Origin of the sequence: Patiriisocius sp. (genome assembly GCF_051252435.1) — a bacterium.
Taxonomy (GTDB): domain Bacteria; phylum Bacteroidota; class Bacteroidia; order Flavobacteriales; family Flavobacteriaceae; genus Patiriisocius.
This window is the reverse complement of the sequence record NZ_JBPOFW010000001.1, coordinates 496,584-511,888: the sequence shown is the minus strand read 5'-3', so window position 1 is coordinate 511,888 and position 15,305 is coordinate 496,584. Positions and strand designations below refer to the sequence as shown.

The 15,305-nt window shown below is 32.6% G+C and carries 18 protein-coding genes; 12 read left to right on the top strand and 6 right to left on the bottom strand.

Annotated features, from left to right (window positions below):
- On the top strand, positions 1-1,548 hold the full coding sequence (locus tag ACSHW7_RS02250) for a nucleotidyltransferase (RefSeq protein WP_435677689.1): 1,548 nt from the start codon (positions 1-3) through the stop codon (positions 1,546-1,548).
- On the opposite strand, the gene ACSHW7_RS02245 is transcribed toward ACSHW7_RS02250, so the two are convergent.
- Together ACSHW7_RS02245 and ACSHW7_RS02240 are read right to left on the bottom strand one after the other, a co-directional pair.
- A complete protein-coding gene (locus ACSHW7_RS02245) occupies positions 1,545-1,862 on the bottom strand; it encodes a hypothetical protein (protein ID WP_435677688.1) in 318 nt (105 codons plus the stop codon). The two genes, ACSHW7_RS02250 and ACSHW7_RS02245, sit on opposite strands and share 4 nt — an antisense overlap.
- 61 nt (positions 1,863-1,923) lie before the next feature.
- On the bottom strand, positions 1,924-3,534 hold the full coding sequence (locus tag ACSHW7_RS02240; RefSeq protein ID WP_435677687.1) for a recombinase family protein: 1,611 nt from the start codon (positions 3,532-3,534) through the stop codon (positions 1,924-1,926).
- A 323-nt stretch (positions 3,535-3,857) separates the two neighbouring features.
- Here ACSHW7_RS02240 and ACSHW7_RS02235 point away from each other — a divergent pair, with 323 nt between their 5' ends.
- From ACSHW7_RS02235 to ACSHW7_RS02200, 8 genes are all read left to right on the top strand, one after another.
- Complete coding sequence (locus tag ACSHW7_RS02235; protein WP_435677686.1) at positions 3,858-5,030, top strand: type IV secretory system conjugative DNA transfer family protein; 1,173 nt, start codon at positions 3,858-3,860, stop codon at positions 5,028-5,030.
- A gap of 82 nt (positions 5,031-5,112) precedes the next feature.
- On the top strand, positions 5,113-5,571 hold the full coding sequence (locus ACSHW7_RS02230) for a JAB domain-containing protein (RefSeq protein ID WP_435677685.1): 459 nt from the start codon (positions 5,113-5,115) through the stop codon (positions 5,569-5,571).
- A 14-nt stretch (positions 5,572-5,585) separates the two neighbouring features.
- A complete protein-coding gene (locus tag ACSHW7_RS02225; RefSeq protein ID WP_435677684.1) occupies positions 5,586-6,380 on the top strand; it encodes a DNA adenine methylase in 795 nt (264 codons plus the stop codon).
- A gap of 46 nt (positions 6,381-6,426) precedes the next feature.
- Positions 6,427-6,642, top strand: a complete 216-nt coding sequence (locus ACSHW7_RS02220; protein WP_435677683.1) for a hypothetical protein — start codon at positions 6,427-6,429, stop codon at positions 6,640-6,642.
- Positions 6,639-7,241, top strand: a complete 603-nt coding sequence (locus ACSHW7_RS02215) for a hypothetical protein (protein WP_435677682.1) — start codon at positions 6,639-6,641, stop codon at positions 7,239-7,241. Before ACSHW7_RS02220 ends, ACSHW7_RS02215 begins: the two co-directional genes overlap by 4 nt.
- A gap of 30 nt (positions 7,242-7,271) precedes the next feature.
- A complete protein-coding gene (locus ACSHW7_RS02210) occupies positions 7,272-7,778 on the top strand; it encodes a hypothetical protein (RefSeq protein ID WP_435677681.1) in 507 nt (168 codons plus the stop codon).
- A gap of 133 nt (positions 7,779-7,911) precedes the next feature.
- Complete coding sequence (locus ACSHW7_RS02205) at positions 7,912-8,184, top strand: hypothetical protein (RefSeq protein ID WP_435677680.1); 273 nt, start codon at positions 7,912-7,914, stop codon at positions 8,182-8,184.
- Between the two features lie 48 nt (positions 8,185-8,232).
- Positions 8,233-8,913 (top strand): hypothetical protein, encoded by a 681-nt coding sequence (locus ACSHW7_RS02200; protein ID WP_435677679.1) that lies wholly within the window; start codon positions 8,233-8,235, stop codon positions 8,911-8,913.
- Positions 8,914-8,925: 12 nt separating this feature from the next.
- Here the strand turns inward: ACSHW7_RS02200 and ACSHW7_RS02195 are convergent, their stop codons facing one another.
- The 3 genes from ACSHW7_RS02195 to ACSHW7_RS02185 all read right to left on the bottom strand — a co-directional run bounded on the left by ACSHW7_RS02195 (position 8,926) and on the right by ACSHW7_RS02185 (position 12,110).
- Positions 8,926-9,147 carry a hypothetical protein gene (locus tag ACSHW7_RS02195; RefSeq protein WP_435677678.1) on the bottom strand — a complete coding sequence of 74 codons (222 nt, stop codon included), beginning with the start codon at positions 9,145-9,147 and terminating at the stop codon, positions 8,926-8,928.
- A gap of 12 nt (positions 9,148-9,159) precedes the next feature.
- Positions 9,160-10,746 carry a hypothetical protein gene (locus ACSHW7_RS02190; RefSeq protein ID WP_435677677.1) on the bottom strand — a complete coding sequence of 529 codons (1,587 nt, stop codon included), beginning with the start codon at positions 10,744-10,746 and terminating at the stop codon, positions 9,160-9,162.
- A 164-nt stretch (positions 10,747-10,910) separates the two neighbouring features.
- Positions 10,911-12,110 (bottom strand): DUF2806 domain-containing protein, encoded by a 1,200-nt coding sequence (locus ACSHW7_RS02185; RefSeq protein WP_435677676.1) that lies wholly within the window; start codon positions 12,108-12,110, stop codon positions 10,911-10,913.
- Positions 12,111-12,292: 182 nt separating this feature from the next.
- On the opposite strand from ACSHW7_RS02185, the gene ACSHW7_RS02180 reads away from it, so the two are divergent.
- From ACSHW7_RS02180 to ACSHW7_RS02170, 3 genes are all read left to right on the top strand, one after another.
- The gene (locus tag ACSHW7_RS02180; protein ID WP_435677675.1) at positions 12,293-12,448 is read left to right on the top strand and encodes a hypothetical protein; all 156 of its coding nucleotides are present in this window, start codon (positions 12,293-12,295) and stop codon (positions 12,446-12,448) included.
- A gap of 106 nt (positions 12,449-12,554) precedes the next feature.
- Positions 12,555-14,114: a hypothetical protein gene (locus ACSHW7_RS02175; RefSeq protein ID WP_435677674.1), complete on the top strand. Its 1,560-nt coding sequence runs from the start codon at positions 12,555-12,557 to the stop codon at positions 14,112-14,114.
- A 140-nt stretch (positions 14,115-14,254) separates the two neighbouring features.
- Positions 14,255-14,872 carry a hypothetical protein gene (locus tag ACSHW7_RS02170; protein WP_435677673.1) on the top strand — a complete coding sequence of 206 codons (618 nt, stop codon included), beginning with the start codon at positions 14,255-14,257 and terminating at the stop codon, positions 14,870-14,872.
- A 1-nt stretch (position 14,873) separates the two neighbouring features.
- Here ACSHW7_RS02170 and ACSHW7_RS02165 read toward each other — a convergent pair whose 3' ends face one another.
- Positions 14,874-15,251, bottom strand: coding sequence for a hypothetical protein (locus tag ACSHW7_RS02165; RefSeq protein ID WP_435677672.1), 378 nt, complete (start codon positions 15,249-15,251; stop codon positions 14,874-14,876).
- Positions 15,252-15,305: the final 54 nt, after the last annotated feature.

The following is a 15,305-nucleotide window of genomic DNA, read 5'->3' as shown; positions in this document are numbered from 1 at the left end:
ATGACTACGAAAACTACACTTAATAAACTACTGAAAGAATCAACGGAGTTACTTGATCTCTCTCCTTCTCAATATGAAGAGGCTGAAAAACATTATAATGCGGTTGGTACATTTCTTGGGAATTGTCCTAACATAGGTCAATATAGCCCTGAAATTTTCCCTCAAGGTTCTTTTCGACTCGGTACAATGATACGACCCATAGGAGACGATGATGAATATGATGTTGATTTAGTTTGCCAACTTGATGCGAGTCATAATGATTTTACACAACACCAACTTAAAGATCTCATTGGAGATAGGCTCAAAGAACCACAATATATAAACCAACTCCAAATTCCTGAAAATCGACGTTGTTGGCGATTAAACTATGCAGAAGGAACCAAATTTCATTTAGATATTATTCCAGTAATACCAGATACAAATTCACGAACTAAACTTCTACAATTAGGGGTGTCTTCTGAGTATGCATCTGAAGCAATAAGTATGACGGATAATTTACACGATAATTATGACTCGTACACGACCGATTGGCCAAAAAGTAATCCTAAGGGATATTCTGAATGGTTTAAGAATCAGATGAAGATTCAACTTAATGAAATTAAAAGAATGTTTTCCGCTCAGGAAAATGTAAGCATCGATGATATACCTTTCTATAGAGTTAAAACTCCACTTCAACGTGCTGTGCAAATACTTAAGCGACACCGGGACACTCTCTTCGGTAATGATGAAGACAAACCGATTTCTATTATTATCACTACCCTAAGCGCTCATGCGTATGGAAACGAAGATAATATTTTCGATGCGCTTGGTGCAATCTTGGATAATATGATTAATTATATTACGGTTGATATTAACGGTAATGATGAGATTAAAAATCCTGTGGATGGGCGCGAGAATTTTGCAGACAAATGGGTTCAATACCCTCAACGACGTGATAATTTTTATATCTGGTTGGATAGAGCAAAGATGGATATTGAGTCTCTCGTTGATAAGGCAAACGTAGATTTAATTAGAGAGGGCTTTATGGACATCGTTGGGGAAAGCACTGCTAATAAATTATTCAATCAAAGTAGTACTACATTAGTGCCTTTAAATAATCAATCACTTACGCTTAAAAATCCTTCTGCTGTTGATTATAGCCCCTACGAAGAATTCATTGAAGATCAACACTCTATTAATCTCAAAAACAAATTGACTATCCAGTGTCTTGTAGATCAGTCAGGTTGGCGCTTTAAACAACGTTTGGAAGACCTACCAATTTTAATGCACGGAGCTAGTTTAAACTTCTCAATTAAAAACCATAATGTATTTGGTGCTTATTCGGTTAAATGGAAAGTAAGAAACTGTGGGCCGAAAGCGAAATCTCACGGAGTTCGAGGTCAAATCTTGCCAGATGATGGTTCTGAGTCACGTTCCGAAACTTCAAGTTTTTACGGAAAGCATTATGTAGAATGTTATCTTATTAAAGACAACGTTTGCGTTGCACGAGATAAAATTGATGTGCCTATTGCTGGGCAATGGCAAAATAGTAGATTGTTGAGTAGTTAGAACGGTAAACTCTCCTGTTTTCTTAGATTCGAGTTTGTTTGTTTTTTACACAGGAATTTCTCTTCCTCGGGTTCATTACTTTGTCCTTCGATTATCCTTTCAGATATCCGTGCAGCCAAAAGCACATAATCTTTTATAGTATCTTCTGCCATTAACATTTCCTCTCTACTAGCTTTTTCCATTAATGCTTCTATATATTCGCTAGGCTCTCTTTTAATATGATGATAGAGAGCGAGAACTTCGTCATTGATAGGGAGTGGTTCAAGAATTTCTAACTGACAATCTTCAAATCTATATTTTCTATATCCTTTCATAATGTTCTACACCTCGTTAGATTAAATATGAGGTATGTTGATTATAAATTTATTCTAGGAGTTAGGGACTATGATCTACTCGAATGAGTGAATTATCAGCATGTGCTTTTGAATTCTTTTTTATCAGAAGTTTGAAAAGAGATTTAATTTCACTACTATTCAATGGCTTAGGAAGGATTGGTGAAGTATTCTTATGCGAATAGATAATATGTTGTGACAAAGTTCGAGATAGTGCTGGGTTACGGGTACATAACGTAAGTTTATCCCGATTTAGGATATATGAATATGGAGATAATGGTAAAATCATTACTCTTTTTTCATTTACAGCAAAGTTCGAGACCATCATTTTAAGCATCATTCGTTTTTCTTCTCTTGTTGCAGAATGATACATATTTATAGGGAGTTTACAAAGTTCGAGCGCTTCAGTCAATATCTTCAACATTTCATTGTTCTCGTTTTCAATTCTATCTTTCCGATATTTCAAATCCCATATTTGCTCTTTATAATTTTTCTTCCGTTCATTAAGTTCCTCCTTATCAATAAGATTTTCTAGGTATGCATCGACTAATTTCTGTTCTTTCAGTGATATATCATTTAGCTGTAGATTTAAACCTTTAAGTAAAATTTCTTTCGATTGCTCCTTATTTTGAACATGTTCATTAAGAATGTTTTTAAAGATTCTATGCTCATCATCTGTAAGTTTAATATGCTTTAAAAAATTAATGACACTTTGCTCAACAAAATCTTCGCGTCTTGTTTTAGTCGGACAGTCTTTTTGATGGCATCGATAATAAACCATGCCTTTTTGTAATTCGCCAATCATAGAACGAGAGCATAAATGGCAGTTCATTAACCCTCTAAACAAATAATTATGTCTGAAAGAATTAGTAGATTTTATTCTTCCATTGATTTTTATTTGAGCTTGTTTGTAAAGTCTAGGTGAAATTATTGGTTCGTGCGAACCCTCAAAAATCTTTCCTTTAACTTTCATAAGTCCCATATAGAAAGGGTTGTTTATGATTCTACTTATACTTGTTTTACTTAAAGGATTTCCTCGCCAATTACGTAGCCCATTATTTTTCATAATTTGGACAAGGGATCTTATTGAATGATTTTCGTGAACGTAGAGTTCAAAAAGCATTACAATTAATTTGCTTTCTTTTTCATTAATCGTCTTAACGGCACCCTTACCGGTATTGGTGTATCCTATAGGAGCTCTAAAAGGATAAATCCCTTGCTTTAATCTTCCATACAATCCTTTTAGCGCTTCTTGTCTAAGATTTCGTACATAATCGGATGCCATTACCGCTTGAATGTCAGCAGACAAGCGCCCTCCACGTTCCGTCATATCTAAACTTTCGTGTGCAAAATGGACTTCAATTCCCTTATCTATTAAATCTCCTACTGAAGCCCAATCATGTAGATTTCTTGCGCTACGATCAATTTTGTGGATTACTACTCCTCCTGCATTTCCTTTTTGAAGAAGGTCCATCATCTTAGTAAATTGAGGTCTTCCTTTTTTAGCTGCGGTTCTGGTCTCTTTAAACCATTCCAAGATATTCAGATTATTCTTAACTGCATATTCTTTGATAATTCTCTCTTGCTCGCTTAAAGAAGCCCCATCTATTTGTTTTTGGTCTGATACACGTATGTATCCATATACATTCTTCATAATATTTATGTAAATAATTAATAATATATCTTCATGTTTGACTATATTTTTCTATTCGTCAAGATTTTTCTTACTATTAGATATCTTTCTTTTGGCTATTCTGTGTGCTAGTGCTATATATGCTCGAAATGATTGTTCAGCCGATACCATTTCGTCCTCTGTCGCCCCACTCATTAGCTTGCTTATAAAAGTTTTTAATTTGGATTGTTCTCGTTTATTTCTCATAGAACTGTAAGAATACTATTAGTAGCAAAAGCAATCTAGGTGTCACACACTATGTCACACCTAGAATATCATTCCTGAGCGAGTCATACTGCTCAAGTATGAATTTTTGGAATCCAGAAATAAGCTATTTTGCTAAGACCAATTTCCGTAATGACGGAAAGGTTTTTGGTGTTTTCCAAAAGGATCGCTTAATGCATACCTACATTCTTGGAAAAACGGGTGCCGGTAAAACAAACCTTCTCACAACCTTAATTCTTCAAGATATTCTTCATGGGCGAGGATGTGCTGTTTTCGATGTTCATGGCGACCTTTTGAATAATGTGCTGAATAATATTCCTGGAGACAGAGTTAACGATGTTATTTATTTAGATATCGCAAGTCCGTTCTTGACCTACCGATATAATCCTTTGCGAAAAGTAAGTGAAGAGAAGAAATCTCTCGTTGTTGGTGGATTACTTGATGCATTTCACAAGCTATGGAGAAGTGCATGGGGTGTAAAATTAGAACATATCTTGAGGTATATTCTGCTAACCCTTTTGTCCATTCCAAAGTCTGACTTGAGTGATATACCACGTATTATTCACGACGGTAGCTTCCGAGAACAGTGTATGGCCAAGATTGATAACGAAGAAATTCTTCGCTTTTGGCATAATGAATTTCCTAAATATACCAAGAATGATATCATCCCAATTCTTAACAAAGTAGGGGCGTTTTTAGCACACCCATCCATCAAACGGTTTTTTATCACAAACCAAAAGGATATATCTCTTAGGTATTGCATTGACCAATCTAAAATTCTCTTGATAGACATCAGTAAGGGAAAAATAGGGGTTGATGCTTCACATCTCATAGGGTCGGTTTTAATCACTTCTTTCGCCAATGCTTCCTTTTCCCGCATCGACACCGAAGAGAATAAAAGAGTACCATTCCATATTTTTTTAGATGAGTTTCAAAACTACACGTCACCTAGCATTTCAGGGATATTAAGTGAACTTAGAAAATTCAAGATTTCTTTAACTCTGGCGAATCAATACTTATATCAGCTGGACACCGATATCAAAAACGCTGTTCTAGGGAATGTGGGAACCGTCATTGCTTTTAGAACAGGACAACAGGATGCTAAATATCTTGTACAAGAATTCCATCCCATCTTTCAAACATCAGATTTTACAAGCCTTGAGAATTATGATATCTATTTAAAATTGATGATTTCAGGGAAGCCGAGCAGACCATTTTCTGCAACCACGATCCCTTACCAACGTATCCTGTGACATAGATGTAGCATACATAGGCGTACCTTTTTTGGTTTTCCAACTTCTGTAATACTGCTGTTGAAACCAAAATTCAATATCTATGAAAACAATACACAACTTGTGTCTTTGTCACGAAGTACACATTCATTACAAACGTCAACTTTTTGAAGAGCCGAAGAAGATATCATCGTCTGAATCAGCCGTAAAACTTCTACGCGAATATGTTGATGAGAAACGTATTGACCATAAGGAATTCTTTTGGCTTATACTTCTCGATAACAATAACCATGCGCTTGGAATGAGCGAAATTGGTGTAGGTAACACGACGGGAGTATCAGTTAACTTTAAGGAAATTTTCCAGTTAGCGATACTCACCAATTCATCCGCTATAATCGTAGCCCATAACCATCCTAGCGGAACGTTAAAACCATCAACAGCGGATTTGCAGATGACACGTAGACTCAAAGATCCTGCTACTCTCTTGGATATTACTTTACTCGATCATTTAATTATTACCTCAGAAAGTTTTCGCTCCCTATCAGATGATGGGAAGCTATAAACTTTCACCTATTTATGCCTAAAACCCCTATAACCTATTACGGTGGAAAAATAAATATGCTCAAACATATTCTTCCGAATATCCCAGAGCATACCATTTATACAGAATCCTTTTTTGGAGGTGGAGCGGTGTTTTTTGCAAAGGAACCATCGGAATCTGAAATCATTAATGATGCCAATGCGATGGTGGTTAATTTCTTTGAAGTTTGCACTAACGATTTTGAAAGCCTTCGAGTAAAAATTGAATCTACACTATTCTCCCGTGCTACATATTCCGTTGCCTATGCTATGTATAGAATGCCTCATTTGTTTGATAAAATTCAGCAAGCGTGGGCATTCTATATTGCTACTAATATGGGATTCGGATGCAGAATCGGCTCATGGGGATTTGATAAATATGGGAAGCGATTAAAAGCATTTCAGAATAAAAAAATGCTCTTCGATGGGTCGATTTTTAAACGACTTGTTGGTGCGCAAATTGAACACAACGATGCTTGCACGGTCATTGAAACCTACGATACCAAAGATGCATTCCATTATGTTGACCCACCATATATAAACACCAATCAAGGACACTACCAAGGATATAGCGAAGCAGATTTCAAACGCTTACTCACTATCCTTTCTAAGGTAAAAGGAAAATTTCTCTTAAGCAGTTTTCCGTCTAAAATTCTTGATAGTTATATCAAAAAATTTGGCTGGCATACCCTTGAATTTTCAAAGCCACTAACGGCAAATAAAGCCACTCTTGGAAAATCACGGACTTCCAGAAAAACAGAAGTACTGACTGCAAACTACCGAATTCAATAATCAACACTTATTTAACCAGTACCAAGAGGTACACAAAACATACACTATGAAACGAGTAATAGAAAAAACGGTCAACCTTGATTTAGATGGGGTAAATGGCAACACATTCTTCATTATGGGCGCCTTTAAACGGCAAGCCAAACGTGAAGGATGGACGCAGGACGAAATTAATGAGGTTCTGAAAGAAGCGAAAAGTCGTGATTATAATCACGTATTAAGTACAATCAAAAATCACTGTGAAATAAAAGAATGTGACTTATGAAACTACGAGAACACAAAAGGGTTTTGATTCTTTTGAATCAACTTGCTCATTATTTAGAATTGACCGAAACACCCAAACTCAGTCCAAAACTTCTCAAGCTATATACTGATGAGGAGCTGATATACATTTTATGCTATCTGTATTCAAAGGAATATAGTCGTAAGAAACTGAAACGTGTTGATCGCGTAGAACTTATAGACAAATTAAATTCTGACTATGGAGTATTGCTTTGGACAATCCATCATCTTGAAAAAAAGATGTCGAAGGTATTAACTAATACACAAAAGGAGGTTGATGAATTTTTCTCTCATGGTATGAGAGGAGCACATTATCTCTCATCTAAAGCAGTTGTAACGTGGGACGAATATGATACCGCAAACTATTATTCTCTCCTCGCAAAAACAGGAACAAGTAAACAGGTATTTGCCATTTTCACTAGCGATGTAAAAGAGAAAGACAAATATATTGTTACAACAGCACCTACTTTATTCTTTGATACCCAAGAAGAAGCGGAAGAAGAAATGGAAAGGTGTTATGAACAAGGATTTAATAATTGGGGTTCTCTTAAAGTAATGTCACTTTGGAGAATTTCAACCTAAAACTGAATATTAACTTTAAAAATAGAAACAATGAAAAACACAAGTATTGTAAATATTCTCATAGAGAATATCAATGTAGACCAAGGACTCTTGGAGAAAATCGATGAGACCATCGAAAAGGCAAAAGAAGAGAAACGAGAAATCGCTAGGCGGTTGAAAGACTACCGCAAAGATATTTCGACTTTCCTTAAATATGCCGACGAAGACCAACGACAGAAGATTACAGAACTCGGTTTTGATTTTTCAGAATCGGAAAACGGACTAAATGCTGTAGCTAAACTTGCTTATGACCTTATGGTAAAAGTTAAGGATAACCAGATGACCAATGAAGAACTGTATAATGCGTATGTTAATACTTTTAAAAATAAAGGTGATGCATACGATTATACACAGTTCAACATTAAATGTCGTTCACTTTTTAATACACAACGATTGTTGCGTAAAAAAGGTAAAGATCCGAAATCCTCCCGAGATGATATTATTTCTATAAATGGTCGAGTTGAAAAAGCTACAGAACCATCGACAGATAGTAAGTAATTAATATGGATGACCATTTAGATTTGTTTGACACCAAGAAAAGGCAATTGACCATGCGATGTGGCTCAACTTTAAATACCTCATCGCTGGGATTGTCTTTGGTGTTATAAACGGACCAGACAAGAATTAGGCGGTGTTCGAAGAAGCTACGGCTCAAGAATTGAATAAGTCCTTTCTTGATATTCTACCAAAAGACTATTCAGAAGTTTCTTTTAAGAAACTTGATAGCTTTCGACAGGATAGAGAATTGTTATCACACTGGGAGTCAATCTTTGGAATGGTAACTATTGCTGACGGAGAAATTCTTCGCTACATACTACACAATAAAATACCTATTGACCGAATTATCTGTCACGAATTGGCACTACGAGGATTTGATAAAGCCAGAGAGATTTGGTTAATTTAAAATTAAAAAAAAATGAGTACCTTGGGTTACTCATTTTTAAATTAAACAATGCCTAATCAAGCAGATAAAATAGAAAAAAGAAGAGCCTATATTGATAAAACAAACTATCTTTTAAATAAACAATTCGAAACCAAAAATTTTCTTCAAAATACATCAATCGGGTTGATTGGATTTGTCACACTTATTACTACTATTATTATAGTCTTACTTAAAGAAAGTAACTACTATATTAAAATTTTAGCCATTATACCTATTTTTATTTTTGGTATTGCAACATATAAACTTTTAGGAAATTTAGAAAGGCGCTCTCTATTTATGGGACCAAATACAGTCCAAATAGAAAAGCATATTAATGAGAGTTTTGGCAATAACTTAAAATTTATTCTTAGTTCAAATATTTCAGCTTTAAATAATAACAAATTAAGAATTGATAATTTGGGAGATAATCTTAATTCAGCTATTAAATGGATTTTGATTTCACTCAGCCTTATAATCTTACTATTTATCGTAGACAATTTATGTTTTGAAAATCAAGAAGAAAAAAAATCTATTAATCTTATAAATTTTAATTTTATGACTGATAATAATTCTGGAGAAAAGTTTCAATCTAGCGATTTGGAAACAGAAGAAGAAATCTATCCTGTAGACCAAGATTCTTTAATGGCAACTGAAAAAGAGTTTAAAAAGAAGAAAGAAAAAAAGAATAATAAAAAGAAAGAGAAAGATTAGTCTTTCTCTTTTTTAAACTGTAATATTAGCTAATTCTTCTGCCATAGATTCCTGTGCCTCTTCGTGATACTTGTTGAACTCATTAAAGTCATTAACCATATCATTTTCGGCATCTCTAATCTCTTGAGAAGAATAGTTTGAATAATCAGTTGGAACATCATATTTAGCAAGAACCTTTGATGTTGGTTTTGCTAAAATTTCTTTGAAACTTATTCGTGTTGCTGAATTTTTCATTGTGCAAAGGTATTAATTTTTTTTTAAATTGTTTTCATAGAGAGGAAAAGGTAAAACTTTTAAAGTTTTAGGTCTTAATACTCCATCTTTGTTTATATAAATTCTATCAGGATAAACTATTGCAATCAAGCTACTATGAACATTGTCAAACTTTGAAGCAGTACTGTCAAATATATGAAAGCCTAGGGATTCTTTATTTTCATAATATTCTGGAGTTGATATTTCACAAATATAGATGAATTTTGGCATAATTTGATTTAACAATATTTTTATCAAATCTATATTTTTAATATACGATCGAATTTTTTTCTTATAAGAGCGACTAGATGTAAGAAAAAGACGTGATATTATTGTAGTGTGTTCTAAGTAGTTCCATCCATAGACTTCATTTTTAATTATAGTTTTAAATAAATTTCTTGCCTCAACTGCATCAAGGTAAATTTTAGGATAAAGAGGTACAATTATTGCCATCAACTCTGAATCCTTAGCCATATCATGACCCTTGCCATAATAGGAACCAATAACGTCTAATTTAGCCTGTTGGTACGGTGGCTTATTATCATCCATTATAATATAACTACGTTCACTAAAACTTGCAGAGTCAATAACCGAAAACAGAGTTTGATCAGAATCGTTTCTTTCTCTTTTAAATTCGAAAAAAGGTGTGGTATTTTCAAGAGTATCACTTTCAATATAATCACCACTCTCAGACTCTGTATGACCAATCATCAAGAAAGCATGTCTTCTTGTTTTATTCTTTTTTTGCGTTATTACAATAATTGGGATACCTGATTCTATATAGTCGTTAATAATAAATTTAAAATCTTCTTTATATTTAGTATTTGTGTATGTTAAGGAACCAAACCCGAACTTCCTAAGTGTAAAGCTTATATGATGAGGAGCCATACCCTTTGATGGTATTAATCTTTGAAAAGATATTTTTCTCAAAATTTTATGTATTACAGATGGAAGTGTTGTTCCGTAATAATTATATTTTGAACCAAAATACTCCATTAAAACCCATATTGCAGTTTCAGAACACGAGTGTACAATTCCATCTTGCGATGCATGAGGAAACCCCAAAGTTGAGTATTCCTTACCTTCAATAAGTGCGGATCCTTCACTTAAACAAGTGATAGCTGTAAGGTTTTTAAATGCCTTAGGATTAATAAAACTACGACAGTACTCTGCGGGATATGTTGGTCTAATGATAAAGTAACCTAAAAAATTTTCATTCGCAGGTAAGTTTAATAATTCTGTATTCAAATCGTTCTTAAAAATTTCTAGCGAATCCTTAGTAAATAAGGATATTCTAATGGTATCTCGGCTATAATTTTTGTTTAGAGTGCTAAAATACCTAGAATAGGCATCTCGATAAAGTTTATCAGTATAGGGATATTCAATGAGAAAACAAAGATCCCTTAGAGAATCTATTAGATTACTTACAGATTCTTTTAACAGGACTATTTTTTCTAAAATTTTATCGTTGACTTCAGTGTCTTCATCTTCATCCCACTTTTTAATATCATAATAATTATTAATTATAAATACTTCTATATACAGTTTTAAATCTTCTTTACCACAATAACTAAAGTCCATAATTTCTTTTGTGATTTCAATATAATTAAAAAGACAATTAGAAATTGTATTTTTTTTAAAATTTTTGGTTTCTTAAAGCAAAAAAGGTTTGGATATAATTATTCAGTATTTCTTAATATCTATAATCAATAGAAAGTGTATTGTATTTCCGATGGTTTATAAAGTTACTTCTTCAGAACATTCACTTTATTAAAATAGTCAATAGTAAAGTTATAATATTCATAATTTGGAGTGGGTTCGATAATATTAAAAACTTCTTTTCCTGCTCTACTAAGTGTGACAACACTCAATTGATCTAATTTTTTACTAGAGTGGAGTTCATGCTTTTTACCAAAAAAATTTAAATTATATATTCTTTTATGATCCATATCAATAAACGAATCACTAACCAAACCAATAGAGATTAAGTGAGGAATAAACATACTATCAAAATCCCAAGTTTCATCAGAATATTGCTCATTTCGATACATATCTAAAATTAATATTTTTTCCTTTAATCCAGTAGTATCCTTGAAGTTCCATATGCAATTACACAATTTAGTAAACACCTTTGCCTCATTAGGTTCTAACAATTTAATAATTGATAGTGTTCTTCTTGATATGGAGTTTGGCTGTTCTATCTCACTGGCTAATAATTTTGCCCACAAATATTGCATATTTTCATTTGAATAATTTTGAGCAATATCAAAAAATTCTACAATCCAATCCTGACTTACGTGCTCTTTAGAAGCTTCTTTTTGACGTGCAAAACCAATTGCTTTTGCTACAATTTCATCTATATTATTTTGCCTTCTGGTTTCTCTCAAAAAAAGTCTTTCATTAATCCTAGGATTTGGAGTGACGCCAAATAGCTTTTGGGTATTTTTAATTTGCTTAGTAATCAAATCCCCAGTGATTATAGATACTTCTTTAATTAGTTTTTGTGTGAAACCTTCATCTATATTAAATGAGATTGGGATTTTTCCTAATTTAATTTTATGAGTAATATTTTGCTTTTTTCCATTAAGAGTTTCTAATATTGAATGAATATCTTTTGCAGTAATTAATTTATAATTGTTATATACATCAATCGCTTTATTTAGAAATTCTTTATAACTTGAATACTCACCTTCAAAACACCATTTAACTATAGTATCTAAGGAATTATAGCTTATAGCGTGAGGTTTATCTCTGATTGAAAATAATCTTTGAAGAGTGCTTACTCCTAGAGATTTCCCTATTTGAGCATCCATTAAATCAACGATTTCTTTATACTCAGTAGTATTTATATTAGTGGAGTCTGGAAAATATTCTTCCGCTATATAGTCAATAATGTATACTACTGCTTTTAAATCTTCTTCAGTATAAATTTTGTTTTTTATCATACGTATTTATTTTCAAGACTTTTCAAGATTAGTCATGATTTTAATTTAGTAGTAACCTGCGATACATTTGAATCAGATTCTTAATCACAGTCGACAAAAATTGATTAGGAAATCAGAGCCCGGGGCTTGATTAACCGAAGCACTATACTCCTAGGGTATAATCTTCACAATCAAGCTGTATTATGAAGAAAGCATGTTTGTTTTTAACTGCCCTTTTATGCTTGGTAATTAATTTCACTTCTTGTACGCCAGAGGCGTTAACGTCTAAAGCTGAAACGCCTTTTGCTACAGGAGACGAAATTGATGACCCAGTTGACCCAGACGAGGATAATGATTAGAATATTTATTTAATCAGCCCGTATCGCAAGCCTCTTGTTAATAGAGGCTTGCTTATTTTATAATGCAATAACTAAAATTACATATTTTTACATTCAAATTTGATCTATGTTTCAATTTTGTAAAAAACTTTTTCTTTTATGTGGTATCGTCTTATTGATATCCTGTGAAGAACAAATCCATATTTCGACTCCACCTTTTGATAATACATCAATTGACTCTCTTTATATAAAAGAGAAACTTGAAAATAATGACTCTTTGCTCAACCTTTCGCTAATAGGGCAAATAAAAAGCCAATTCAAAAAGAAAAATTGGGAGGAATTTAATTCATATCGTTTTCAACACCTTTCACTTACAGAGCGACTAAACGACACGTTTGCAAATGCTAAAACCCTAGAATATAGCGGTGCTTATTTTAAGCAGATACACCAATTGGACAGCTCCTATTATTATTACGATAGAAGTTTTGAAAAGTATGCATTACTTAGTGATTCACTTCGAGCTGGTAGTATGTTGTTGAATAAGGCAATTATACAAAAAAACGTGAGAGATTATAGGGGTAGTGAGATAACATCATTTAAAGCCCTCAAGTTTTTATTTGGCACAAATCAGCGTCGTATTGCATCTGTATATAATAACCTTGGAATTATATACAATCAGTTAAATGATGAGGAACTTTCCATAAAATATCACACGCTCGCAAAAAATTTAAGAAAAACTTTTATTGACAGCCCTATTCTATATTATCATTCCATAAATAATATAGGTAAGGTCTATGCTGATAACAATAAATATGATGAGGCAATTAGCAACTACAGAATTATTTTAGAAAATGATAGTTTGCTCGATACAAGCTTAAAACTTAAAGCTATTGTAATAGATAATAATGCTTATGCACATTATAAAAATGGCGATAGTACCTCAACGAAGGCTGATTTAAAAAAAGCTCTAATAATTCGCGAAAGCATCAACGACTTAAATGGCAGTATTATTAACTGTATCCATTTGGCCGAATATTCCGTAGCACAAAAGGATACTTTGACTGCACTTTTTTATGCGGAGAAAGCTGAGAAATTTTCACAGACAACAAATAATTATCGTGACTATTTACGTTCGATAAAACTCTTAAGTAGTCTGTATCCAAGAAAAGAAGCTGTTGAGCATTTTAATAAATACATTAGAATTAGAGATAGTCTGGATAAAGTTGCTTTAGCGTACGAAAAAAGTTTTGAACGGATTGAATTCGAAGTCAACCAGAAAGAGAATGTCATTTCTCAACAAAAAGAAGAAATTGATAATAAATCAAGGGTTATCAATGGCACTATTATAGGTTGCCTTGTTCTTATAATGATTTTGATTTATAGAAAAGCTAAGGCAAAGAAAAAAGCTAAACTACTGAGGGAAATTACATCAAAGGATTTTAGAGAATACCTAATAGGTAAGTATTCTCTATCTAAAAAGAATATAGAATTCTGGGAATTGTGGGTGACTAAATTAAATCAAGAGGAAATGGCAAATAAATTATTTATTACGATCGAAGCTGTAGTGTCACGTAGAAAATCACTCAGAAATAGGATTAATAAAGTCCAAAAAATCAATGGTAATTTTGACCAATCCCGTGCAATTATCATTTGGAATAAGGAGAAAGAAATCCACGCGTCCACCTAAAGCTATATTCCTAATCGACTTTTCTCTTTAAATGATTTACACCCCTAGGGGTGAATTTAGTTAGAATGCACAATATTTCATCGAATATGAATAGTTTGAAATTACTCTTTAAATATCTTAGCGGTATCTTAAAACTAAATATGATGAAAAAAATTAGTATTTTATTAGTAGTGTTTTTAACATTCAATGTAGGCTATTCTCAAAAGAAGAAGGTCAAGGCTGAATTTATCAATAGGTCGCCTCTAATTGAAAAATTATTTTTTGACTATGATAGAAAAGAAATGGGACTCACATTAACAATGAAGGGAATTCGTTATGTACAAAACGATATGAAAAATAATCCAAGAGTCATAGCTCAACTTGTCAAAAGATTAGATGGTGAGACATTTAACGGAAAATCTAACTTGAATTTAGATTGTATTGCTTCTCAAGTTTATTGGCACTGCCTATTTTATGATGTAAGTAAACCTGAAGATTCCAGAGTTGATAACTATGGAGCAATCTTACATTTGTCAGTATTCAATCAGTTGTGGAGATCAGCAAGGAAAAAGTATGATTATAAAATACCCAAAAACTTTGTAAAAACAAAATTCAATAAATTATCAAATGATAGAATGAGATCGATGGAAGTTGATTTGACAGAATTATATCTTGATCAATGCACCATTAGGGGTAATTATTCACTTCCACCGAATATAGTTGGATATATTTCAGATTACCATAAAAAATATGAAAGAATGCTTCGTAAAAGGAAATAATTTATAATTCACAGATGGCATTATCAAAAAGTCCTGCCTCATAATTATTATTAATACAATAGTAGTAATCATTTATAAGGTCAGTTCTTTTTAAAGATACCCCAAGTATATATGAGTCTTCAGATTTTTCGAAATCAATATAGTAACCAAGTTCATTGAGTTCTTTACTTGCAATTTCTGGATATAATACTGAGGTTGCTAAATTCTCTTTTTGTTTAATTTCTCTTAAACCAATATGTACAAGTTTCATAGCCAATCTATTATCTGACTTGATACTTTGCCCAATTATATAATGAATACCTATTAAGTACATAATAAAGCTAAGGGAAACTAGAATAAAACTTATAGCTATATAATTAATTATTTTTTTTGTCGACATATTAATAATTATACTTAAATCATTTCAATTGTAAATAGGCTTTAAACCTCTTAG